Source organism: Sphingomonas larreae (genome assembly GCF_051400595.1).
In the GTDB taxonomy this organism is placed as follows: Bacteria; Pseudomonadota; Alphaproteobacteria; order Sphingomonadales; family Sphingomonadaceae; genus Sphingomonas.
In genome coordinates this window covers 1-24,459 of record NZ_JBLFFI010000001.1, presented here as the reverse complement: position 1 = coordinate 24,459, position 24,459 = coordinate 1, and the positions used below count along the sequence as shown (strand labels likewise).

The window sequence follows — 24,459 nt, the reverse complement described above, 5'->3', positions numbered from 1 at the left end:
CGATGAGCGTAAGATGACGAATCGCTAATGTTTTTGTCAGCGCCTGGGTAGGTTTGGGTAGGCAGGAAAGCGCGATGGAGCCGACGCCTCCTTTGCGCGTGGCGCTTGATGAACGCATCTGCCGGCTGATCTGCCCGATCGCCTCGGCGATGGTGGGCGTGTGTCTCACCGGGATCGGGCTGCTTCATCTCGGCGTGACAGGCGGTCGCCGCGCCGGAGTGGCGGACGATCTGCTTGCGATCGATTCGTTGCTTTTCTTGGTCGCCACGCTCGCCTCCTATGTCGCGCTGCGCGTGGCATCCCACCGCCGACTTCATCTGATGGAGCAACTCGCGGACGCGTGCTTCATCCTCGCCATGCTGCTGCTCACCGCGGCGTGCTTCGTCATCACTTATGCGTTGAGTGCCTGAGCCATGACCGAGATCACCGCCGCCCCGCCGCGGCGCCGCAATCCTGGCGGCGTGGTGCTCGCCGTGCTCGTCGCGGTGCTGCTGCTGCTGCTCGGCTATCTGGGCTTCCTCGGCTATTACGGTGGCCCGATCTATCGGCTGTTGCCGGCGGTGGTGCGGCCGGCGCCGGCGCAGCGCGGCCTTGTCGCGGTGATGTTCTCGGGCGACTCTGGTTTCAACGCCGGCATGACCCCTCATATCGGTCGCGCGCTGGCGGCCCAAGGTGTGCCCGTGCTCGAGATCAACTCGCTCACCGCCTTTCGCGACGGGCGCACGCCGGATGGGACCGCGGCGCTGGTCGCGGAGGCGACCCGGCGCGCGCTCACGATCCCGGGCGCGCGGCGCGTGGTGCTGATCGGCCAGTCGTTCGGGGCGGACATGTTGCAATATGGCGCGAGCATGCTGCCGGTCGCACTGCGCGCCCATGTGCCGCAACTGCTCCTCGCGGTGCCGGGCGACACGCTGCTGTTCCGCGCCAGCCCCAACGGCATCTTTGACGGCCCGCCCGATCGCGCCGCGCTGCCCAGTGCGCGCCAGATCGACTGGGCGCCGGTGCTGTGCGTGCACGGCGCGGAAGAAGCGAACAGTCTGTGCCCGATCTGGCGCCAGGGCAACGTGCGTGTCGTCACGCTGCCGGGAGATCACTATCTGCACCATAACCCGGATCGGCTGTTCGCCACGCTGTGGCAGGCGATCCGCCTGGGCAGCTGATCCGGCACATTACCGATTGTTCAGTCTGCGCCGAGCGAACCGCAATGCGCGCCGTCCTACATCCCGCCCATCGTCAAGCAGGGGAGTGGGACGAAGTGAGAAGCTTGCGCAGGCCGTTGACGGCCATGATCGCGACGGTGGCGCTGGTGTTGCCCGGCGCGGCGAGCGCGGCCGAGCGCGGTAGCCCGCTGGGCACGTGGCTCAACCCGCACGGGACAGTGGCGGTACGCACCGGGTCGTGCGGTGATCGGCTGTGCGGCTGGATCGTCTGGGCGAGTGCTGAGGCGCTGGCGGACGCGCGGGACGGTGGCGCCCCCGGGCTGATCGGCACCGAGCTGCTCGAAAATTATCGCCCTGACTCCGCCGGCTGGGCCGGCACGGTGTTCGTGCCCGACATGGGCCGTCGCTTTTATTCTCGGATCGAGCCGGTGGGCAGCGACGGGTTGCGCGTGAAGGGCTGCATCCTTCACGGTCTCGTGTGCCGTTCGCAATTGTGGCACCGGATCGCGCAGCCGCCCCATGCCTGACCGTCGCGCCCGGCTCGAGCGTTATCGCACCCCGGCGACCATGGTCGCGGTGCTCGTGCTGCTCGGGCTCGTTTTCGCCGCGATCGAGCGGCTCACCCGCGAAATTCGTTTCGACGACGTGCGCGCGGCGGCCCACGGCCTGTCGGGTGCGCAGATCGCCGCGGCGCTCGGCTTCACCGCGCTCAGCTATCTCGCGCTGACGCTGTACGACCTGATGGCGCTGCGTGTGGTCGGGCGACCGCTGCCGTGGCGCGTCGCCGCGCTCGGCTCGTTCACCAGCTACACGCTGTCGCACAATCTCGGCCTGGCGCTGCTCACCGGGGGATCGGCGCGATATCGCGTCTACACCGCCGCCGGCCTTGATGGCCCGGACGTGGCTCGTGTGGTCGGGATTGCCAGCGCCACCTTCTGGTTCGGCGTGATCACGGTTGCGGGTGCCGCGCTGGTGCTGCGCGACGACACGATCACGCTCGCCGACGTGACACTCGCCGCGAGCGCGGCGCGCTGGACCGGCGCGGCGGTCCTGGCAGCGGTGGCGGGTTGCGTGATCGCCTGTGGGCTCGCGCGCGGGCCGCTGCGAGTGTGGCGCTTCACCCTGCCGCTGCCGAGCGCACCACAGGCGCTGGCGCAGATCGCGATCGCGCTGCTCGATACCGGCGCCGCCGCGGCCGCGCTGTTCGTGCTGATCCCCGACGCACCGCTAGCGCTGCTGCCCGCCTTCGTGCTGGCCTATGCACTCGGCATCGTCGTCGCGCTGGTGACGCATGTGCCGGGCGGAATCGGGGTGTTCGAAGCGGTGGTGCTGGCGGTGGTGCCGGGCGACCGCGCTGCGATGGTGGCGGCGCTGATCGCCTATCGCATGATCTATTACGTGCTGCCGCTCGCGCTTGGGGTGGCGCTGCTCGCCTGGCATGAGGGCCGCCGGCAGCACCGATTGCCGCGGCTGCTGCGCGACTCGGGCGCGCTGGCGGGCGAGGTCGCGCCGCTGCTGCTTGCCGCGGCGAGCTTCACCGGCGGCGCGATGCTGCTGCTGTCGGGCTCGCTGCCCGCGCTCGCGCCGCGCATCGGCGCGCTCCATGCGCTGCTTCCCTTGCCGTTCATCGAGGCGAGCCATGTCGCGGCGAGCCTGGTCGGCACCGGGCTGCTGCTGCTGGCGCCGGGATTGTACCGCCGGCTGGACGGTGCCTTTGTCGCCACGCGTGCGCTCCTTCTCGCGGGCGCGGCCTTCTCGCTCGCCAAGGGCATCGATTATGAAGAGGCGGCGGTCTGCCTCGCCCTCGCGGCGTTGCTGCAATGGACTCGCGGCGCTTTCTACCGCCGTACCGCGCTGACCCAGGCGCCGCTCTCGGGTGCCTGGCTGGTGGCGGTTGCCGCGGCGGTCGGATTGGCAGCCTGGGCCGGGCTGCTCGCGTACCGCCACGTTCCCTATGATGACGATCTGTGGTGGCGCTTCGCGCTCCACGGCGACGCACCGCGCTTCCTGCGCGCGACGCTGGCGGTGGCGGTGATGCTCGCGGCGGTGGCGCTGTGGCGATTGCTCGGCCCTGCGCGTCACGTGCCCGACATTCCCGCCGATCCGGAGGCGGTGGCACGCGTGCTCGCCACCGCGGAGCGTACCGACGCGATGCTCGCGCTCACCGGCGACAAGCGCTTCCTGCTGTCAGAGGATGGCCGCGCGATGCTGATGTATCAGGTGCGCGGCACCAGCTGGATCATCATGGGCGATCCGATTGGCCCGACCGACGTGTGGGGCGAGCTGCTGTGGCGGATCCGCGATCTCGCCGATCGCGCGCAGGGTCGGTTGCTGCTGTACCAGGTCACCGGCCTGGTGCTTGACCTCGCGCTCGGCATGGGGCTCCAGATCGTCAAATATGGTGAGGAGGCGATCGTCGACCTCGCCGACTTCCGGCTCGACCTCCCGCGGCTCCGCTCGGTTCGCAAGGCGGAGCGTGCTGCCGCACGCAAAGGCGCGGAGTTCCGCATCGTGCCCGCCGCGGCGGTGCCGGTGATCATCGACGAGCTCGCCGCCATCTCGGACGAGTGGATGCGCGCCAAGGGACATGCCGAAAAGGGCTTCAGCCTTGGCCGGTTCGATCGCACCTATCTCGGGCATTTCGACATGGCGCTGGTGTTGGTGGAGGGGCGGATTGTCGCCTTCGCCAACCTGTGGCTGACCGACGGGCGCAACGAGGCGTCGGTCGATCTGATGCGCCATCGCGACGACATGCCGTCGGGCACGATGGACTTCCTGTTCGTCCGCCTGATCGAATGGGCCAAGGAGCGCGGCTATCGTCGCTTCTCGCTGGGAATCGCGCCTCTGTCGGGGATTGCGGGACGGCGGCTGGCGCCTGCCTGGGCACGGGCGGCGGCGCTGATCTTCCACCACGGTGAGCGCTTCTACGGCTTTCGCGGTCTGCGTACCTACAAGGAGAAGTTCGCCCCAGAGTGGGAGCCGCGCTATATCGCGGCACCCCGCGGTCTGGCGATGATCAAGGCGCTGCGGGACCTCTCGCTGCTGGTGGGCAAGGCTCCCGCGGCGAGCGGCCCGGTGCGCGGCAGCATGATCGCGCGCTTCCAGGTTCCGTCGCCACGCCCGGTCGACACCTTGCTGAACCTGGCGTCGTCGTGAGGCAGCCGATGGCCGACGAACGCGCGGCGTCGCTGGCATCGCCGATCCTGACCGGCTGCGACGCCGGACGTCACGTCGCCGGCCGCCGCGTGACCGTCGACGCGAGCGGGGTGGCGCACGCGCGCTGCCGCCGCTGCGGGTGCGAGTTGACCCGCTTGCCTGCGATCCGCCGCTGGTACCGTTCGGGGGTGCTCGGCTGAGATCGGCGAGGGACGCGCATCGATGGCGGCACGCCGGGACGGGCCGGCGCGATCGCATCGGCGCGTGCTGCGGTACGCACCAACGCCTCGCCTGATTATGACGAACTTGTAAGCCTCGGCCCACGCTAGCAATATTCTGGCGGGACTAGAGGAGGGACCATCCCGCGCGTCGCGCGTCAGTGCAAGGCCTGCCCATGTCCGCCCCCGTCTTCTTCGATCCCACCGGGCGTCGCAGCCGCGACTCGAAGCGCGTCATCGCCGCACTGCTGGTCACGGTGGTGCTCGCGGCAATCGCCTTCGCAACGACGCTGGTGGCGGTGCCGCGCGGCGGCGATCTGCGGCTGCCGCTGTCGCGCCCGCATGCGGCGGCCGCGCGCGGCGAGCAGCGCCGGCACGGTCTTGCCGCATGGCTCCCGCACCGCAGCGCGCCCGCGTCGAAGACCGCGCTCAGCATCGCCTTCTACGTGCCGGGCAATGACGACAGCCTGGCCTCGTTCCGCCGCAACGCCAACGCGCTTGATTGGGTGGTGCCCGCGCTCGTCAGCGTCGCCGGACCGCAGCATCGCGTCACGGTGGAGCGCGACAACGGCTTCGACCGCACGCTGGCGGCGCTGCCGCACGCGCCCAAGGTGCTGCCGATGGTGCAGAACTTCGGCGATAGCGAGTGGGACGGAAAGGGCAGCGCGGCCCTGTTCGCCGATCCGCGCGCGCGCACGGATCTGGCGAACCGGCTCGCAACCTATGTCGCGCAACGCCATCTCGCCGGGCTGGTGATGGACTTCGAGGCGCTGCCGGCCTCGGCGATGCGGCCGTACCTGCTGTTTCTGCGCGCGCTCCATGCGGCGATGCCACACGGCACCACGCTGGCGGTCACCGCGCCGGCGGAGGATGACAATTGGCCGCTCGCCGCGATCGCGCAGGCGACCGACAAGGTGATCTTCATGGCCTATGACCAGCATTGGGAGGGTGGTACGCCCGGCCCGATTGCGGCACAGGACTGGTTCATCCGCGAAGTCGAGGCAGCGCGCCGGGTGGTCCCGGCCGACAAGCTCGTCGTCGCGCTTGGCAGCTACGCCTACGACTGGCACGGCGATGAAACGGACGCGCTGTCGATCGAGGAGGCGTGGCTCGCCGCGCACGACAGCGAGGCCCCGATCAGTTTCGACCCCGCCAGTGGCAACGCCACCTTCGCCTATGACGAGGACGGGCAGCGCCACACGATCTGGATGATGGACGCCGTAACCAGCTGGAACGAGATGCAGGTGCTGCGCCAGCTCGGTATCGGCGGGGTGGCGCTGTGGCGGCTGGGCAGCGAAGACCAGGGCTTCTGGGCCGATCTCGTGGCGATGCGCACCGGCGGGCGGCCCGACCTGCGCCGCCCGACCTCGCTGCTCAACACCGATATCGAGGGCTCGGGCGAGATCCTGCGCATCACCGCGACCCCGACGCCGGGACAGCGTACGCTGCTCGCGGACAAGCAGGGGCTGATCCGTCGCGAGCGCTACGATGCGCTGCCGACCCCTTATGTGGTGCGTCGCGCCGGCGCGGCCGATCCCAAGAAGCTTGCGCTCACCTTCGACGACGGCCCCGACGCGACCTGGACGCCGCGCATCCTCGACGTCCTCGAGGCGGCGCACGCGCCCGCCACCTTCTTCGTGATCGGCGGCAACGCGCTCGAACATCCTGCGCTGCTCAACCGCATCGTCCGCGATGGCGACGAGATCGGCAACCACAGCTACACGCACCCCAACATGGCGCGGCTGGGCCCGCGCGAGACCGCGCTGGAGCTCAACGCCACGCAGCGGCTGGTGCAGGCCTATACCGGCCATTCGATGACGCTGTTCCGCGCGCCCTATTTCGGCGACGCCGAGCCGACCACCACCGACGAACTCGAGCCAGCGCTGCAGGCGCAGCGAGCGGGCTATACGGTGGTTGGTCTCCATGTCGACCCGAACGACTGGCAGCGGCCGGGCGAGGAGGCGATCGTGCAGCAGGTGCTCGATCAGGTTCACTCGGCCACGCCGGAGAAGTCGGGCAACGTCATCCTCCTCCACGATGGTGGCGGCGATCGGTCCGAGACGGTGGCGGCGCTGCCGCGCATCATCCGCCAGCTGCGCGCGGAGGGCTATTCCTTCGTCACCGCGTCGCAGCTGGTCGGCGCCAGCCCGGCGCAGGCGATGCCGCCGGTCGCGGAGGAAGACCTCTGGGCGGTACGGACCGACGTGGCGGTGTTCGTCGTCCTTGCCGCGCTGGCAGGCGCGCTGGCCTGGCTCTTCTATCTCGCCATTTCGCTCGGCATCGCCCGCGCTGTGCTGATGGCGGGACTGGCCTGGGTGCAGGCGCGCCGGCGGCGCCCGGAGCCGCCGGTGTTCACCCCAAGCGTCTCGGTGGTGATCCCGGCGTACAACGAGGAGCGCGTGATCGTCTCGTCGATCCAGCGCGTGCTGGCGAGCGACTATCCCCAGCTCGAGGTCATCGTCGCCGATGACGGCTCCAAGGATGGCACCAGCGCGGTAGTGCAGGCCGCTTTCGCCGACGATCCGCGGGTGCGGCTGCTCACCTTGATCAACGGCGGCAAGGCGGCGGCGCTCAACCGCGCGCTGCTGGTCGCGACCGGCGAGGTGGTGATCGCGCTCGACGCCGACACGCAGTTCGAGCCGGCCACGATCCGGCGCCTCGCGCGCTGGTTCGCCGACGCGCGGATCGGCGCCGTGGCGGGCGACGCGCGCGTCGGCAATCGGGTCAACCTCGTCACGCGCTGGCAGGCGGTGGAGTATATCACCGCGCAGAACCTCGAGCGCCGCGCGCTTGCCGGGTTCGACGCGATGACGGTGGTGCCCGGCGCGGTCGGGGCGTGGCGCCGCGCCGCGCTCGACGCGGTGGGTGGCTATCCCGAGGACACGCTGGCGGAGGACCAGGATCTCACCATCGCGATCCAGCGCGCCGGCTGGCGCGTGACCTACGACCCCAGCGCGGTGGCCTGGACCGAGGCGCCGGAGAGCTTCCGCGCGCTGGCCAAGCAGCGCTTCCGCTGGGCCTTCGGCACGCTGCAATGCCTGTGGAAGCATCGTGCGATCCTGCGCACGCGCAAGCCCTCAGGGCTGGCGCTGGTGGGGCTGCCGCAGGCATGGCTGTTCCAGATCGCTTTCGCTGCGATTTCGCCGCTGATCGACTTGGCGCTGCTCGTGTCCATTGCTGGGACCGCACTGCGTGTCGTGCAGCACGGCTGGGCCCAGACCAGCGGCGACGTCGCGCGAATGGGAGTCTATTGGGTGGCGTTCACCGCCATCGACGTGCTGTGCGGCTGGCTCGCCTATCGCCTCGACGGCCATCGCGCGCGCTACCCCGCGCACCTGCTGGTGGCGCAGCGGCTTGTCTATCGGCAGATCATGTATTGGGTGGTGCTGCGTGCGATCGCGGCGGCGATCGGCGGCTGGCTGGTCGGCTGGGGCAAGCTGGAGCGCAGCGGCCGGGTGACCGCGGCGGGGGCGGCATGAAGCGAGATGCCCTACCCAAGGCGTCATCCTAAGCTGGTTTGAGGATCCACCGTGCCGCGAGAGCCAAGGCGGCCGGGCTTGCAGCACGGTGAATCCCGGATCGGGTCCGGGAGGACGCCAGTGAGTTACACGAGGCGTTCGCGTACCACCTGCTCGAGCACCGTCAGCGGCATCGCGCCCAGCTTGAGCACCTCGTGGAACCGCTTCAGATCGAACCCCGGCCGCGCCTTGGCCTCATCGCGCAGCCGGGTCCAGACGGTGTGGCCGATCTTGTAGCTGCACGCCTGGCCGGGCCAGACGGTGTAGCGGTCGATCTCGCCCTGGCTGCGTCCGCGCGCAATCCCGGTCGTGGCGATGAGGTAGTCGGTCGCCTGTTCGCGGCTCCAGCGCTTGGCGTGCATGCCGCTGTCCACCACCAGCCGGGTGGCACGGAACAGCAGCGACTGGAGATAGCCGACCTGGCCGAGCGGATCGCCCTCATACATCCCCATCTCGTCCGCTAGCTGCTCGGCGTAGAGCGCCCATCCCTCGGAATAGCCGGAGAAGAAGCCGCGACGACGGATCAGTGGGATCTCCTCGCTCTCCAGCGCCAGCGTGACCTGGAGATGGTGGCCGGGCACCGCCTCGTGATGCGTCAGAGTCGCCAGCCCGAACTTGGGGCGATCGAACGTGTCACGCAGGTTGATATAGTAGATTGCGGGGCGTGACCCGTCGAGCGAGGCATTCTGGTAATAGCCGCCGGGGGCGCCCGCCTGGATCGACGGTGGCACGCGTCGCACCTCGACCGGCGCCTTGGGCAGTGACCCGAACGCCTCGGGCAGCCGCCGCTGCATCGCCGCGATCTGCCGCGTGAGCTGCGCGAGCAGCGCCTCGCGGCCCGGATCGGTATTGGGATAGAGCTGGTCCGGGCGCTGGTTGAGCGCGACGAGCCGCGCGCCGACGCTGCCCTGAGTCATGCCCTGTGCCTTGAGGATCGTGTCGATCTGCGCGCCGATCTCGGCGACCTGCGCGAGCCCGAGCCGGTGGATCTCGTCGCCGGTCATCGCCACCGTCGTCGCCGCCTCGGCCGCGGCGGCGTAATAAGCCGCGCCGTCGGGCAGCCGCCAGCAGCCGGCGTCATGCGTCGCGCGTGCCCGCAACTCGGTGACGAGCGCGCGTTGGCGGTCGAGCGCGGGGAAGACCTTGCCCTCAACCAGCGCGCGTGCCTGCGCCGCGCGATCGGCAGACAGGCCGGCCGCGGCCAGCTTGGGGGCGAGCGAGGCCACGATGACGGTGCGTTCAGCGGGCTGGTCGCGGAAGGCGGCGAGCTGCTTGAGCGTGGTGTCGAGGATGTAATCGGGCGCGAACACGCCGCGTGCCGCATCAGCGCGCTGCCGCGCGGTGTCGGCGTCGATCGCTCCGGCGAGCGCTTCGACCCGCGCGAGATAGGCGTCGGCTTCGGCGGCATCGCGGACGCGGTGCTGCGACTCAAGGAAGTCGGGCACATTGCGATAGGCGCCGGTGAGCTGGCTCAGCACGTAGGGGGCGAAGCGCCCCATCGTCGCGCCGTAGCGAAAGCGCTCGCTGCCCGCGATCGCGTGGGTGAGCTGATAGGCGACGACATCATAATCGAGCCGCGCCGCGGCGGACAGTGAGGCGCGATCGACGTGGCGCAGCTCGGCCAGCTCCCGCTTCGCGCGCGCGAGCGCGCGCGCCTCGGCGGCCGCCGAACCGTCGTCGAGCCGGCGCTTGAGCGCCGCGCGCGCGCCCGTATCGAGCCCCAGCCGCGTGGCCTGTTCCGGGCTCTCCTCCAGCCGCGCGTAGAAGAAGCGGTCGAGCATCGCACGCAGTGCGGCGTCGCCGTTCCGCGCCGTCGTCGCGCTGGCAGGCAGCGCCGCAACGGCTGCGCCGGCCGTTGCGCCGCCGATGAAATCTCGCCTGTTCATCAATGATTTCTCCCTCGACTGCCGACCTGTGCCGGGGCAGGCCGGCGGAGGCAAGGGTGCCGCAGCCGCTCATCTTTAAGTAAGCCTTTCCGTATAATACACTCGTCGCCGGAGGAGCCGTGCTGCCAACCTCGATCTCGACCCGTGTGATTGCCGCCTTCGCCACGGTCGTGGCGGTACTCCTGCTGCTGCTGGCATCGGGCTGGATGGTGGCCGGCGACGTGCGTCACGCGAATCAGGCGGTGCGGCGGCTAAGCGAACGGCTGCGCGTCGAGGATGCGCAGGACCGCGCGCAGCAGGAGCTGCGGCTCGCGATCGGCGAGGTCACCCGCGCGGCGGAGCAGCCGCGGGCGATCGCGCGGTCGCAATGGGCGCGGGTCGAGCAGGCGCTCGCGGCCTTTCGTGCCACTCATGGCGAACCGCGGACGCAATCGACCCGCGACCGCGCGGCACGCGATTTCGCGCGCCTGGCCGAGACGCTCATCGCGGACGCGCGCACACAATCGCGTGCGATCGCGCGCGACATGCCGCAGTTCCTCGCCATATTGCGCGTGCTCGAGCGGGAGCGCGCGCTCGCGCGGATGACGCTGGTCAACCGCATCGACGCCGCGGTGCGGCAGAGCTCGCGCGATCTCTATGCCAGCATTTCGCGCATCGTGTTCGGCGTGCTCGGCGTGCTGCTCTTGCTGCTGGCTTCCTTCCTGTGGCTGCGCCGACAGGTGCTGCACCCGATCGTCGCGATTGCCGACCAGCTGCGTCAGTTCAACAGTGGCGCGGCCGAGATCCGCGTGGCGGGGCGAGACCGTGCTGACGAGATCGGCGATCTCGCGCGCGGGCTCAGCGAGTATCGCGACGCGGTCGAGCAGCGGCGTCGCGCCGAAAAGCGCATCGAATTCCTCGCGCATCACGACATGCTCACCGGTCTGCCCAACCGGCTGCTCTTCGAGGAGCGCCTGACGCACGATCTGGCGCGGGCAACGCGCAGTGGCGAGCGGGTGGCGGTGTTCGCGATCGATCTCGACGATTTCAAATCGGTCAACGATCGCTTCGGCCATGCCGGCGGTGATCGTGCGCTGATCGGCGCGGCGCAGCTGCTCGCCGGCTGCGTCCGCGCCGACGACCTGGTCGCGCGGCTCGGCGGCGACGAGTTCGCGATCATCCAGGTCGCCGCCGACCAGCCGCGCGCGGCGGAAGCGTTGCTGATGCGGATCTTTCGCGCCTGTGACGCCACCGCCGAGGATGAAGTGCCGGTGCAGCTGAGCGTCGGAGTCGCGCTCTCCGGCGGCGAGCAGGCTCGCGAGGAGCTGTACAACCTCGCGGACATGGCGATGTACCGCGCCAAGTCGGAAGGGCGCCACACCGCGCGCTTCTTCGACGACGCACTCAAGGAGGAGACGCGGCTGCGCTGGCGCCTGTCACGCGACCTCGAGGGGGCGATCGAACGCGGCGAGCTGTCGCTGGTCTTCCAGCCGATGGCGGATGCGCGGACCTTGGCAGTGATCGGCTACGAGGCGCTGCTGCGCTGGCATCATCCCGAACTCGGCGACGTGCCGCCGGACCAGTTCATTCCGCTCGCCGAGTCGAGCGGACGGATCGACGCGATGGGGCTGTGGGTAGCGGACCGGGCGATGGCGGCGGCGCGCGAATGGCCGGATCACACCATCCTCGCGCTGAACCTGTCGCCGGTGCAGTTCCGCAGGACCGAGCTGGTGGACGAACTGCTCGCGCTTGCCGAGCGTCACGACATTGCGCCGGAGCGGCTCGAGTTTGAGGTGACCGAAAGTGCGACCTTGCTCGGCCATCGCCGCGACGCGGTGCTGGAGGCGCTGCGGACGCTGCAGGATCGCGGCGCGCGGATCGTCATGGACGATTTCGGGACAGGCTATTCGTCGCTCGGCAACCTCCGCGACTTCCGCTTCGACAAACTGAAGGTGGACCGCAGCTTCGTCTCCGCCATGCTCACCCATGCGCCGTCGGCCTCGATCGTGCGCAGCATCGCGGCGCTCGGGGAGAGCCTCGGCGTCCCGGTCACTGCCGAGGGCGTGGAGACCGAGGAGCAGCTCGCGTTGCTGCGTCGCTGGTCGTTCCCGCAGGTGCAAGGCTATCTGCTGGGCCGGCCCGAGCGGGTCGAAAGCGTCTTGCGGTCGGTCGCTTATGCGGGAATGATCGACTAGCGTCATGCCACGGCGGCATGACGCGTCTTTTGGCTCGTCTTGACACGCCTCTCGTAACCGTGCTGTTAGCGCTATCAAGACTGCCGGTGAAGTAGGAGGGGTGATGGCGCTCGAACAGGACGCGACCGCGTCGGCTTTGCCGCGTGACTGGGAGCAGGGACGCTTCATCGGTCGCGCGCTCACCGCCGAAGGACCGATCCCGCTGCTGGTCATTGCGGGAGAGGCGTTCGACATGTCGGCAGTGGCGCCGACCATGGCGATGCTCGTCGAGAGCGGCGATCTCTCAGGCAGAGGCGGGCGTTCGCTTGGCGCGCTCGACGCTGCCGGTCTCACGCTGATCAGCCCGGTCGATCTGCAATGCGTCAAGGCATGCGGCGTCACCTTCGCGGTCTCCGCGATCGAGCGCGTGATCGAGGAGCGCGCGCGCGGCGACTGGTCCGCGGCGGCGGCGATCCGTGAGCGGCTCGAGGCGCGCGTCGGGGGATCGATCCGCTCGGTCGTGCCGGGGACCGCCGAAGCGGCGGCGCTCAAGGCGGCGCTGATCGAGGACGAACTGTGGTCGCAATATCTCGAGGTGGCGATCGGACCGGACGCGGAAGTGTTCACCAAGGCGCCCGTGCTCGCCACCGTCGGCCCGGACGCTGACATCGGCATCCGCTCCGACTCAAGCTGGAACAACCCCGAGCCTGAGGTGGCGCTCCTGGTCGACAGCCGCGGCACCGCGATCGGCGCGACGCTCGGAAACGACGTCAACCTGCGCGATTTCGAGGGCCGCTCCGCGCTGCTGCTCGGCAAGGCGAAGGACAATAACGCATCCTGCTCGCTGGGTCCGCTGGTGCGCCTGTTCGACGACGGCTTCACGATCGACGACGTGCGCGGCGCCGAGGTGCGGCTGCGCATTGAGGGCGAGGACGGCTATGTGCTCGACGGCAAGAGCAACATGGCCGAGATCAGCCGCGATCCGCTCGACCTGGTGCGCCAGACGCTGTCCGAGCATCAATATCCCGACGGCTTCGTGCTGTTCCTCGGCACGCTGTTCGCGCCGGTACAGGATCGGGACGATCCCGGCCGCGGCTTCACCCACAAGGTCGGCGATCGCGTGGCGATCGAGAGCGAGCGGCTCGGGCGGCTGACCAATCGCGTCGTCACCTCCAAGGACGCGGCGCCATGGGAGTTCGGCATCGGCAGCCTGATCCAAAATCTCGCCACGCGCGGCCTGCTGGGGAGCGCCGCGTGAGCGAGCGCGCGATCTATCCGTCGTTGCGTAACAAGAAGGTGCTGATCACCGGCGGCGCGACCGGGATTGGGGCGGGGCTGGTCGAGGCATTCGCGCGCCAGGGCGCCAAGGTGGCCTTCGTCGACGTCAACGCCGCGGCAGGCGAGGCGCTCGCGGCGCGGCTCGACAATGCGCCGCTGTTCCGCATTTGCGACCTCACCGACGTCGCCGCGCTGCCGGCGATGGTCGACGGCATTGCGTCGGCGCTCGGCGGGATCGACGTGCTGATCAACAATGCCGCCAACGACGATCGTCACACGATCGCCGAGGTGACGCCCGCTTATTGGGACGAGCGGATGGCGGTCAACCTGCGCCACTTGTTCTTCGTCGCGCAGGCCGCGGCGGCGCACATGAAGCAGGCGGGCGGCGGCGCGATCGTCAACTTCGGCTCGATCAGCTGGCATCTCGGCCTGCCCGAGCTGGTGCTCTACCAGACCGCCAAGGCCGCGATCGAGGGGATGACGCGCAGCATGGCGCGCGACCTCGGACGCGACAACATCCGCGTCACCACGATCGTGCCGGGCAACGTCCAGACCCCGCGCCAGGAGAAATGGTACACGCCCGAGGGCGAGGCCGAGATCGTCGCCGCACAGTGCCTCGACGGGCGGATCCAGCCCGCCGACGTCGCCGCGCTGGCGCTGTTCCTCGCGTCGGACGACGCGCGGATGTGCACCGGACACGATTATTTCGTCGATGCCGGGTGGCGCTGAGATGGTGCCGCGCTCGGTCCTGTCGGTCGGCGCGACGCTCGGCGAGGGGCCGGTCTGGGCGCGCGGGGCGCTGTGGTTCGTCGACATCAAGCAGCATCACGTTCATCGCTTCGATCCCGCGACCGGCGCGCACGATCGCTGGACCGCGCCCGATCAGGTCGGCTGGATCCTGCCGAGCGCGCGCGGCGACCTGATCGCAGGCGTGAAGACCGGGTTGCACCGGTTCGATCCCGCGAGCGGCGCGTTCACGTCGTTCCATGCGCCGGAGCCTGACCTGCCGGGCAATCGGCTCAACGACGCCGCGACCGACTCGCGCGGGCGGCTGTGGTTCGGCAGCATGGACGATGCCGAGGCGGCGGCGACCGGGCGCTTGTATCGCCATGCCGATGGCGCGTGCGTGGACAGCGGCGTGGCGCCGGTGGTGATCACCAACGGCCCCGCGATCAGCGCGGACGCGACCACGCTCTATCACACCGACACGCTCGGCAAGACGATCTGGCGGATCGCGCTTCACGACGACGGCACGCTTGGTACCCCCGAGCGCCACATCGTGATCGAGGAGGGCGCTGGCTATCCTGACGGTTCGGTGCTCGACGCCGAGGGTTGTCTGTGGGTCGGGTTGTTCGGCGGCTGGGGCGTGCGGCGCTACGACGCGGCGGGCGCGCTGGTCGCGACGGTGGACTTCCCCTGTGCGAACGTCACCAAGATTGCGTTCGGCGGCGGCGGTCTGCGCACCGCTTATGCGACCACCGCGCGCAAGGGGCTCGACGCGGCGGCGCTCGACGCGCAGCCGCTGGCGGGTGACCTGTTCGCATTCGATCCGGGGGTCGCGGGCATCGCGGTGGCCGACGCCGCCGTATAAAGAAACGATATCGAGTGGGAGCGGGTCACGATGGCATTGGTGGATGAGGGCGGCGCATCGCGCGTCAACATGGGCTTCATCGCCGCAATCGTCGCGGTGGCGACGATCGGCGGCTTCATGTTCGGTTATGACTCGGGCGTGATCAACGGCACCCAGAAGGGGCTGGAAAGCGCGTTCGATCTCGGCAAGCTGGGGATCGGCGTCAACGTCGGCGCGATCCTGATCGGCTCGTCGATCGGTGCGTTCGGCGCCGGTCGTCTGGCCGATCGGATCGGGCGTCGCAGCGTAATGATGCTGTCGGCGGCGCTGTTCCTCGTCAGCGCGCTGCTGGCGGGTGCGGCCTCGACGTCGGTGATCTTCATCTTTGCGCGCATCATCGGTGGTCTCGGCGTCGGCGCGGCGAGCGTGATCTCGCCCGTCTATATCGCCGAGGTAACGCCGGCGGCGGTGCGCGGACGGCTCTCGAGCGTGCAGCAGGTGATGATCATCACCGGGCTTACCGGCGCCTTCGTCGCCAATTTCGCGCTCGCCCGTTACGCCGGCGGCTCGACCGCCGACTTCTGGCTCGGCTTCTCCGCTTGGCGCTGGATGTTCTGGCTCCAGGCGATCCCGGCTCTGGTCTATCTGCTCGCGCTGCTGATCATCCCGGAGAGTCCGCGCTATCTCGTGGCAAAGGGGCATGAGGATCGCGCCCATGCGGTGCTCACCCGGCTGTTCGGTCGCGCCGAGGCGGACCGCAAGGTCGGCGAGATCCGCGGCAGCCTCGCGAGCGATCACCATCGCCCCAAGCTGTCCGATCTGATCGATCGCAGCTTGGGCAAGGTCCGCCCGATCGTCTGGGCTGGCATCGGCCTGGCGGTGTTCCAGCAGCTCGTCGGCATCAACGTCGTTTTCTATTACGGCGCGACGTTGTGGGAAGCGGTCGGCTTTTCCGAGGACTATGCGCTTCAGACCAACATCCTGTCGGGTGTGCTGTCGATCGGCGCATGCGTGTTCACGATTTTCACGGTCGACAGGATCGGGCGCAAGCCGCTGCTGCTGGTCGGCTCGGCCGGCATGGCGGTGACGCTCGCGGTGGTGGCCTGGGCGTTCTCGACTGCGGTGACCGATGCAGCCGGGGCGGTGAGCCTGCCGGGCAACAATGGCGTGATCGCGCTCGTGGCGGCGAACCTTTATGTGATCTTCTTCAACGCCAGCTGGGGCCCTGTGATGTGGGTCATGCTGGGCGAGATGTTCCCCAACCAGATCCGCGGCTCCGGTCTGGCGGTGTCGGGCTTCGCGCAGTGGATCGCCAATGCGGTGATCTCGGTGAGCTTCCCCGCGCTGGCGGTGTCGCCGGGGCTGGCGGTGACCTACACCGGTTACGCCTTCTTCGCGGCGATCTCCTTCTTCTTCGTGCGTGCGATGGTGCACGAGACGCGCGGGCGCGAGCTCGAGGACATGGTGGGCTGAGGAACGCGGCCCCGCTCTGGTGAGCGGGGCCGATGTCGCAGGGACGGCCGGTCGCCCGGGGGCGACCGGCCGTTTTCATGTCATCCGTTACTGACATGATTTGTCCCCAGCCCGGACCTGGTCCGCGATGAGGTCAGCGAAGTCGGGACGGGTTCTCGCGAACGAGCGGCGGCTCGCAGACGCGCGCCAGCCCGCCTAGACCGCGTCCGCCGGCGCGCGCCGCGGCGTGGCTGCCGGCCGCCGCCGCGGAGCCGCGTCGGACTGGCGGCGGATCAATTGATAGTCGGCGAGCAGGTGAGGGTGGTCGATCCCCGCGTCGCTCGTCTTGCGCGCGCGGATCTCGCGCGCGAGCAGGTCCACTGCGGTGCGGGCCATGCTGCTGACCGGCTGGCGGATCGTAGTCAGCTCAGGCCAGATCGTCGTCGCGAGCGCGGAATCGTCGAAGCCGCAGACGGTGAGATCGCCCGGCACGTCGAGCCCGTGGCGATGCGCGATCGCCACCGTCGCGGCGGCCATGTCGTCGTTGGCGGCGAAGATCGCGCTCGGCGCCTCGGGCAGCGCCAGCAACTGCTCGGCCGCGTCGAGCCCGGAGCGATAGGTGAACCACCCCTCCGCCACCAGATCCTCATCCGCGGCCAGCGCCATATCGGCGAGCGCGTCGCGATAGCCGGCGAGCCGCTCGGCGCTCGCGGTCTGGTTCGCCGCACCGGTGATGAAGCCGATGCGGCGATGTCCCAGCGTGCCGAGATGCCGCGTCATCTCATAGGCCGCCTTGCGATCGTCGATACTGACCGACAGCGCCCATTCCGGCGCGCGCCCGGTCGATACTGCCACCACCGGAACGTCGCGCGTTCGCAGCGCTTCCAACGCCACCGCGGAATCGCCCAGCGGGGGCGGCAGCAGCACGCCGTCGACACGCCCGCGCAGCAGATGCTCGATTGCGGCGAGCTCGGTGCCTTCCTCGCACTTCTCGATCACCACCGTGCAGTTCTGGCGGCTGCCCTGATCGAGGCAGCCGACCAGGAACTCGCTGAAGTAGAAGAGGCTGGTGTTGGTGTGAAGCACGCCGAGGCGGAATTCCTCGCCGCCCGCCAGCGTGCGCGCCGCGGCCGAGGGGGCGTAATGGAGCGCGGCGATCGCCTCCTGCACCCGCCGCCGCGTCTCCTCGCGCACATTGCTCTCGGCATTGATGACGCGGCTCACCGTCATCGGGGACACGCCCGCATGCTGCGCGACGTCGCTGATCGTGGGGGCGTTGCGCTGACGACGCGAGCCGCGGCTATCCTTCATCGATGTCCTTTCGCCGCGAACGTTACGGTGGCGAACAGGAAGACCGCAAGCTCATTCCGGATGGCCGGGCGCATAGGGGAATTGTTGCGCCTTGTACCAGGCCAGATCGTGCTCGGGGGCGGCCACGCCGGACGGCAGCGCGCGGCCGTTGACCGACATCCAGTAAGCGAGGCTGGCATCGCGCCACCAGCGTGCCTCGCGCTGCTGGGTCGCGAGATAGGTCGCGGTCTTGCCCCAGCGCTCCGCGTCGACCTTATCGCGCAGCCCGTCCCAAGTCTGGCGCATCGTGGCGACCGCCGCGACGCCACGGTCGTAGTGCGTGACCAACTCTTCCCAGAGCGTCCGGCCCGAGGCGAGACGGCGATCCCAGCTGACGTGATGGAACCACAGCAGGTCGCGCTCGGGCGTGGTCGCCGGATCGGCAAGGCGCTTGGCGACGGCGGGGGCATATTGTGCCACCGCGTCGCTGCCCGTGCGCGTGCGGTCGAATCCGATGCCGGCACGATCGGCACGATGATAATAGACCGGGTTCCATTCCGGCCGCTTGAGGTCGCTCACCCAGGGGCCGGGGCCGTAATGATGCCCGGTCGCCATCACATGCGCGAGACCGAGCGCCCCGGTGTAGTCCACCGCCGCCTCGCGCGACGCCATCATCATGCCGACCACCGGATCGACCACGCGCGGATCGGTCCCGAACGTCTGTTGCGCCCATTCGCGTGCGATCGCGGCGGCGTCGAGCGTCGGGTCCCAGGCGAGCCGGCCGAAAGCGTACCAGTTCGCCTGGTTGAAGGTGGAACCCGACCAGTCGCGGTCGCGGCCGATATTGGCGACGCCAGCCATGCCACTCAGCGCATGACGCTCCGCCTGACCGTCGACCACGTCCGCCACCGTCTCGCTGCCGCGCCCGGTGCGGGCGTCGAGCGTTTCGGTGAAGAGCGGGCCGAGATAGGCGAGGTGGGTGGCGAAGCCGAGATACTCTTTGGTGATCTGGAACTCGAGCAGCAGCGGAGTCTTGGGCATCGCGCCGAACAAGGGATGGAACGGCTCGCGCGGCTGGAAGTCGATCGCGCCGTTCTTCACCTGGACGAGCACATTGTTCGCGAACGTGCCGTCGAGCGGCTTGAACTCGCTATATGCCTGCTTGGCCCGGTCCTCGGGATCGGTGTCGGCGTAGACGAAGGCGCGCCACATCACGATGCCGCCGTGCGGGCGCACCGCGGCGGCGAGCATGTTGGCGCCGTCCGCATGGCTGGCGCCATAGTCACGCGGGCCGGGCTGGCCCTCGCTGTTGGCCTTGACGAGGAAGCCGCCGAAATCGGGAATGGCGCGATAGATCTCGTCCGCCTTCGCCTTCCACCACGCCGCGACCGCGGGATCGCGCGGGTCTGCGGTCTTGAGCCCGCCGAGCTCGATCGGCGCGGAGAAGCGCGCCGACAGATAGACCTTGATCCCCCATGGCCGGAACACGTCCGCCAGCGCGGCGGCCTTGGCGATGTAGCGCGGCGTCAGGCTGTCCGCCTTGGCGTTGACGTTGTTGAGGACGGTGCCGTTGATCCCCAATGAGGCGTTGGCGCGCGCATAATCCGTGTAGCGCGGGTCCTTGAAGTCGGGGAGGGTCCACCAGTCCCATAGCGACTGGCCGGCATAGCCGCGCTCGACCGAGCCATCGAGATTGTCCCAATGATTGAGCACGCGCAGCTTGACCCGCGGCGCCGAAGTGAGCGCCACCGTGGCGGCGCTGCCCCCCGTGGCGAGGTGGCGGAGCAGCGCGAAACTGCCATAGAGCACGCCGCGGTCGCTGTTGCCGGCGACCAGCAGCGTGTCGCGCGCGCTGAGCCGGACGCGACGGACGACATAGCCCTCGTCACCCAGCGACGCGGTGGCGAGCCGCAGCGCGGCGACCTCGGGATCGGTGGCGAGCGCCAGTGTGACATCGCCGACCCCTGCCGGCAGCGCACGGGTCAACTCCTCGCCGGCGAGGCGAAAGGTAGGGGTTTCGTTTCTCAGGACGACGCGGGCACTCGGACCGACCGTCGATTCTCCCCGCAGCCACAACCGGTAGCCATCGTCCGCCCGCGCCGGGGCGGTGCCGGCGAGCAGTAGCGCGATCGCCGCCGCGATCGTCCTCATTGTCGTGCCACGACCCGTCATCTGCCTCTCCAATTGCCTTCGTACGGCATTGACACCGCCGCGTTCTTGTCGGCATGTTACCGCTATCAGCCATATTGGCAAGCGATCGCGTGGCGAACAGCAGAGGCGCCGGCGGGAGAGGAGTTCGCGTGATCCGTCCGCATGCCGGTCATCGGCTATCTTCCATCGATGCGTCGCGTTACTCTTCCAGCGTCAGGGTGCCGATGGTGCATCGACGCCGCGACACGCCGCCGGTCGCCGCCGGGATCGCCTGAGGAGCTCATTACCTTTATGCCCAAGATCACCGACGCGCGGGTCATCATCACCTCGCCCGGCCGCAATTTCGTCACGCTCAAGATCTTCTGCGACGATGGCACCACCGGCGTCGGCGACGCCACGCTCAACGGCCGCGAGCTGGCCGTGGCCAGCTATCTCGCCGATCATGTCGTCCCTTGTCTCATCGGGCGCGACGCGCATCGCATCGAGGACATCTGGCAGTATCTCTACAAGGGAGCGTATTGGCGCCGCGGACCGGTGACGATGACCGCTATCGCCGCGGTGGACGTGGCCTTGTGGGACATCAAGGGAAAGATCGCTGGTCTCCCGCTGTATCAGTTGCTCGGCGGGGCGAGCCGCGAGGCATGCCTGGTCTATTGCCATGCCAACGGGACCACGATCGACGACACGATCAACGTCGCGCTCGCGCATCGTGACGAGGGCTATCGCGCGATCCGGCTGCAATGCGGCGTGCCCGGGCTCGCCTCCACCTATGGCGTCGCCAAGCCGGGGCAACGCTACGAGCCGGCCGACGCCGCGCTGCCGAGCGAGGCGGTGTGGTCGACCGAGAAGTACCTCCGTGTCGTGCCGGAGCTGTTCGCGGCGGCGCGCGAGGCGCTCGGGCCGGACATTCACCTGCTCCATGACGTTCATCACCGCCTTACCCCAATCGAGGCGGGACGGCTTGGGCGCGACCTCGAGCCCTATCGTCCGTTCTGGATCGAGGACCCCACCCCGGCGGAGCAGCAGGAAGGCTTTCGCCTCATCCGCCAGCACACCACCACGCCGATCGCGGTGGGTGAGGTGTTCAATTCGATCTGGGACTGCAAGACGCTGATCGAGCAGCAGCTGATCGACTATGTTCGCGCCACGATCGTCCATGCCGGCGGCATCACCCACTTGCGCCGTATCGCCGCCTTGGCGGACCTCTATCAGGTGCGCACCGGCTGTCACGGCGCGACCGACCTCTCGCCGGTGACGATGGCGGCGGCGCTCCACTTCGGCCTGTCTGTGCCGAACTTCGGCGTGCAGGAGCATATGCCGCACACCGACGAGACGGATGCGGTCTTCCCGCATGCTTATCGCTTTCAGGACGGGATGATGCACCCGGGCGACGCACCGGGGCTCGGCGTCGACATCGACGAGGAGCTGGCCGCCGGCTACGACTATAAGCGCGCTTATCTGCCGGTGAACCGGCTCGAGGACGGGACGCTGTGGAGTTGGTGAGGGTGGGGCCGATCGGCATTGCGCGACACACCGCGGCCTCTTTCTGGTGCGGCTCGTGGCGGTATCGGAGCGAGGTCGATCACGACCGACATTCCCGGCTTGGGGCGCGATCCAAGTCGTCGCGAGAGCATCTGCCGAGATATGCGCGGCGCGGCGAATCGCTCGTCACGGCCGGGATGACCAACGGCGTGTCGCGGACGAACATCGCCGAACGCGAGTTGCTCGCGCGCGCAATGGGAATCATTCTGACATGAGCGACTTCACCGATGCCGCGCGCGAGGCGCCCGACACCGCCGCCCACGCGGTGGCGCGCCCGCGCGGGCGGGTGCGCTGGCTGATCTGCGGGCTGCTCTTCGCCGCCGTGGTGCTGTCCTATATCGATCGGCTGGTGCTCGGCGTGCTCAAGCCGCAGCTCGCCGCGCTCTATGGCTGGACCAACACCGGCTACGGCGACGTCACCGGCTATTTTCAGGTCTTCTACGGCATCGGCTTCCTGCTGTTCGGCTGGCTGATCGATCGGCTCGGCCCCAAGCTCGGCTATCTCATCGCGATGAGCAGCTGGACGCTGGGGCATTTCGCGCAGACGCTCGTCACCTCGACCAGCGGCTTCGTGATCGCGCGCATTCCGCTCGCCTTCGGCGAGGCCGGGACCTATCCGTCGGCGCTCGCCGCCGCGTCGCAATGGTTCCCGAAGAAGGAGCGCGCGCTCGCGATCGGCATCTTCAACGCCGGTGCGAACGTCGGCGCGATCGTCACCCCTTTGCTGATCGGCTTTCTCGTCGCTGGGCTCGCGCTCGATTGGCGCTGGGCCTTCATCATCACCGGGCTGTTCAATCTCGTCTGGCTGGCCGCCTGGTGGCGCTTCTATCACAAGCCCGCCGACCACCCGCGGCTCAGCACGGAGGAGCGCGGCTGGATCGAGGCCGAGCCCGCGATCGACTCAGGGCGTGCGGGCTTCCTCACCGTACTGCGGCGGCGCGAAGCCTGGTCCTATATGGCGGGACGCTTTCTGATCGATCCGGTCTGGTGGACCTTCCTGTTCTGGCTGCCGGACTTCTTCAACAAACAATATGGCTACGATCTGAAGAGCTTCGGGCCGCCGCTCGTCGCGATTTACATCTTGGCCGACTTCGGTGCGATCGCGGGTGGCTGGTATTCCTCGCACCTGTTGCGTCGCGGCGTCGAGGCGGGCCGGGCACGCAAACGCGCGATGTTCGCCTGCGCGCTGTTCGCTCTCCCGGTCATGTTCGCGGCGCAGGCGAGCAGCATCTGGCTGGCGGTGCTCGCGATTGGTCTGGCGTGCGCGGCGCACCAGGGCTTCTCCACCAATCTGTTCGCGCTGCCGGGTGACCTGTTTCCACGCTATGCGCAGGGCACGCTGATCGGACTGGGCGGCTTCGCCGGCGCGGTGGGCGGGTTCATCGCGTCAAAGTCGCTCGGTGTGCTGCTCGACACGGTGGGCAGCTACGGGCCGTTCTTCGTGGCCTGTGGCGTCGCCTATCTGGTGGCGCTTCTCGTCTTCCACTGGCTCAACCCGCGCTATCGCGCCGTGACCTTATCGGAATGAGCATCGGCGGCTCACCGGCTACGTCACCTTTCGGCGGCTTCGCGCCGGTATGGTCCTAGAGCCTGGGTATCCCGCTTGACGATATAGCCGGTTCGCCATAGGTTGATAGCGCTAACAGATTTGGACGTGAGAGACCGCCGATGAGAGTGCGGACCTCAGCACGATAGAGGAGAGGGCCGTTGCCGGTCGCTGATCGTCGCCACCTGCGTCCGGCCCGTCGTGCCGCTCCGCTCGCACTCGCCGTCGCTGCATTGCTCCCGGTCGCTCCCGCAACCGCGGCGACGCGCACGTGCACATGGCAGGCGGCATGGTCGTCGTCGCAGCTGTCGCCCGCGGCTGACGCGCAACTTGAGCCGGGGGCGTTGCGCGATGCCACGCTGCGCCAGATCGTCCGCCCGAGCCTCGCCGGCCAACGAGTTCGCATCCGCTTCTCCAATGCCTTTGGTCGCGCTCCGCTGACGATCGACGCCGCCAGTGTCGCGCGCGCCGCGGCGGCCACCGGTGGCACGCTGGATTCTGCCACGCTTCGTCCGCTCCGTTTCGCTCGCCGAGCCGCGGTCACGATCCCCGCCGGCGCCGAGTGGGTCAGCGACTCGGTCGAGCTGCCGCTCCGCGCCTTCGATGATCTTGCGGTGTCGCTCCACCTGGCGAACGAGCCCGACGGGCAGACCGCGCATCCCGGCAGCCGCGCGACCTCCTATCTGGTCCCGGGCGAGCGGACCGGCGCGATCGCGTTGACGGGCGCGCGCACGGTCGATCGCTGGTATATGCTCGCCGGGGTCGAGGTGGAACGCTGCGCCGCGCCGGGTGGGGTGGTGACGCTGGGCGACTCGATCACCGATGGCTATGGCGTGAAACCCAACAGCTATACTCGCTGGACCGATGTGCTGGCGCGCCGGCTCGGCGGGCGCGTGGCAGTGCTCAACGCCGGGATCGGCGGCAACCGCGTGCTGCTCGATGGTCTGGGGCCGAGTGCGCTGGCGCGGCTCGACCGCGACGTCTTCGGCCAGTCGGGCGTGCGCCACCTCATTCTGTTTGAGGGCGTCAACGACATCGGCGTGCTCACCCGCGACGCGCCGGCCAGCGCGGCGGCACATCAGGCATTGGTCGAGGGCGTCACGGGCGCCTTCGCGCAGATCGTCGCCCGCGCGCACGCGCACGGCATTGCGGTCCATGCTGCGACGATCCTGCCCTTCGCGGGCAGCGCTTATTATCATCCTGGCGCCGCGTCCGAGGCCGATCGAGCGGCGATCAACGCGTGGATCCGCACGCCTGGCAACGTCGACAGCGTGATTGATCTGGACCGTCTGTTGCGCGACCCCGCACGGCCGACCTATCTCGATCCGCGTTACGATAGCGGCGATGGCCTTCACCCCAATGCGACCGGCTATCGCGTAATCGGCGAGGCGATCCCGGTCGCAGCTACAACGTTGACGTAACATCCTACCGTTCTACTTGTCTGACTTAAACTCGTGATCCTCCGGAGCGACCGATGACCCAGAGCAATGAGACGCCGGCGCTGCGCAGCCGGGCGTGGTTCGACAATCCCGCAAACAT

General features: G+C 69.0%; 18 protein-coding genes. 15 read left to right on the top strand and 3 right to left on the bottom strand.

Annotation, left to right across the window (positions count from 1 at the left end):
- Positions 1-74: 74 nt before the first annotated feature.
- From ACMGDM_RS00090 to ACMGDM_RS00065, 6 genes are all read left to right on the top strand, one after another.
- A complete protein-coding gene (locus tag ACMGDM_RS00090; protein ID WP_436802109.1) occupies positions 75-410 on the top strand; it encodes a hypothetical protein in 336 nt (111 codons plus the stop codon).
- 3 nt (positions 411-413) lie between these two features.
- Positions 414-1,160 (top strand): AcvB/VirJ family lysyl-phosphatidylglycerol hydrolase, encoded by a 747-nt coding sequence (locus tag ACMGDM_RS00085; protein WP_436802108.1) that lies wholly within the window; start codon positions 414-416, stop codon positions 1,158-1,160.
- 125 nt (positions 1,161-1,285) lie between these two features.
- A complete protein-coding gene (locus ACMGDM_RS00080) occupies positions 1,286-1,687 on the top strand; it encodes a DUF2147 domain-containing protein (protein ID WP_436803595.1) in 402 nt (133 codons plus the stop codon).
- Positions 1,680-4,316, top strand: coding sequence for a bifunctional lysylphosphatidylglycerol flippase/synthetase MprF (mprF, locus tag ACMGDM_RS00075; protein WP_436802107.1), 2,637 nt, complete (start codon positions 1,680-1,682; stop codon positions 4,314-4,316). Before ACMGDM_RS00080 ends, mprF begins: the two co-directional genes overlap by 8 nt.
- Positions 4,317-4,324: 8 nt before the next feature.
- A complete protein-coding gene (locus ACMGDM_RS00070; RefSeq protein WP_436802106.1) occupies positions 4,325-4,516 on the top strand; it encodes a hypothetical protein in 192 nt (63 codons plus the stop codon).
- A gap of 194 nt (positions 4,517-4,710) precedes the next feature.
- Entirely contained in the window at positions 4,711-8,013 is a 3,303-nt protein-coding gene (locus ACMGDM_RS00065) for a trifunctional glycoside hydrolase family 18/polysaccharide deacetylase/glycosyltransferase family 2 protein (protein WP_436802105.1), read from the top strand.
- A 125-nt stretch (positions 8,014-8,138) separates the two neighbouring features.
- Here the strand turns inward: ACMGDM_RS00065 and ACMGDM_RS00060 are convergent, their stop codons facing one another.
- Positions 8,139-9,938: a DUF885 domain-containing protein gene (locus tag ACMGDM_RS00060; RefSeq protein ID WP_436802104.1), complete on the bottom strand. Its 1,800-nt coding sequence runs from the start codon at positions 9,936-9,938 to the stop codon at positions 8,139-8,141.
- 119 nt (positions 9,939-10,057) lie between these two features.
- Between ACMGDM_RS00060 and ACMGDM_RS00055 the strand changes: the two genes are divergently transcribed.
- The 5 genes from ACMGDM_RS00055 (at position 10,058) to ACMGDM_RS00035 (ending at position 16,412) form a co-directional block, all read left to right on the top strand.
- Entirely contained in the window at positions 10,058-12,112 is a 2,055-nt protein-coding gene (locus tag ACMGDM_RS00055) for a putative bifunctional diguanylate cyclase/phosphodiesterase (protein ID WP_436802103.1), read from the top strand.
- A gap of 103 nt (positions 12,113-12,215) precedes the next feature.
- Positions 12,216-13,349 carry a fumarylacetoacetate hydrolase family protein gene (locus tag ACMGDM_RS00050; protein ID WP_436802102.1) on the top strand — a complete coding sequence of 378 codons (1,134 nt, stop codon included), beginning with the start codon at positions 12,216-12,218 and terminating at the stop codon, positions 13,347-13,349.
- Entirely contained in the window at positions 13,346-14,098 is a 753-nt protein-coding gene (xylB, locus tag ACMGDM_RS00045; protein WP_436802101.1) for a D-xylose 1-dehydrogenase, read from the top strand. Before ACMGDM_RS00050 ends, xylB begins: the two co-directional genes overlap by 4 nt.
- Position 14,099: 1 nt before the next feature.
- On the top strand, positions 14,100-14,960 hold the full coding sequence (locus ACMGDM_RS00040; RefSeq protein ID WP_436802100.1) for an SMP-30/gluconolactonase/LRE family protein: 861 nt from the start codon (positions 14,100-14,102) through the stop codon (positions 14,958-14,960).
- A gap of 39 nt (positions 14,961-14,999) precedes the next feature.
- Positions 15,000-16,412, top strand: a complete 1,413-nt coding sequence (locus tag ACMGDM_RS00035) for a sugar porter family MFS transporter (RefSeq protein WP_436803594.1) — start codon at positions 15,000-15,002, stop codon at positions 16,410-16,412.
- Between the two features lie 195 nt (positions 16,413-16,607).
- Here the strand turns inward: ACMGDM_RS00035 and ACMGDM_RS00030 are convergent, their stop codons facing one another.
- Positions 16,608-17,702 carry a LacI family DNA-binding transcriptional regulator gene (locus ACMGDM_RS00030; RefSeq protein ID WP_436802099.1) on the bottom strand — a complete coding sequence of 365 codons (1,095 nt, stop codon included), beginning with the start codon at positions 17,700-17,702 and terminating at the stop codon, positions 16,608-16,610.
- Between the two features lie 51 nt (positions 17,703-17,753).
- On the bottom strand, positions 17,754-19,832 hold the full coding sequence (locus tag ACMGDM_RS00025) for an alpha-glucuronidase family glycosyl hydrolase (protein WP_436803593.1): 2,079 nt from the start codon (positions 19,830-19,832) through the stop codon (positions 17,754-17,756).
- A 291-nt stretch (positions 19,833-20,123) separates the two neighbouring features.
- On the opposite strand from ACMGDM_RS00025, the gene manD reads away from it, so the two are divergent.
- From manD to ACMGDM_RS00005, 4 genes are all read left to right on the top strand, one after another.
- A complete protein-coding gene (gene manD, locus ACMGDM_RS00020) occupies positions 20,124-21,335 on the top strand; it encodes a D-mannonate dehydratase ManD (RefSeq protein WP_436802098.1) in 1,212 nt (403 codons plus the stop codon).
- Positions 21,336-21,337: 2 nt separating this feature from the next.
- Entirely contained in the window at positions 21,338-21,589 is a 252-nt protein-coding gene (locus ACMGDM_RS00015) for a hypothetical protein (protein ID WP_436802097.1), read from the top strand.
- Complete coding sequence (locus ACMGDM_RS00010; protein WP_436802096.1) at positions 21,586-22,902, top strand: MFS transporter; 1,317 nt, start codon at positions 21,586-21,588, stop codon at positions 22,900-22,902. Before ACMGDM_RS00015 ends, ACMGDM_RS00010 begins: the two co-directional genes overlap by 4 nt.
- 179 nt (positions 22,903-23,081) lie before the next feature.
- Positions 23,082-24,341: an SGNH/GDSL hydrolase family protein gene (locus ACMGDM_RS00005; protein WP_436802095.1), complete on the top strand. Its 1,260-nt coding sequence runs from the start codon at positions 23,082-23,084 to the stop codon at positions 24,339-24,341.
- The last annotated feature ends 118 nt before the right edge of the window (positions 24,342-24,459 follow it).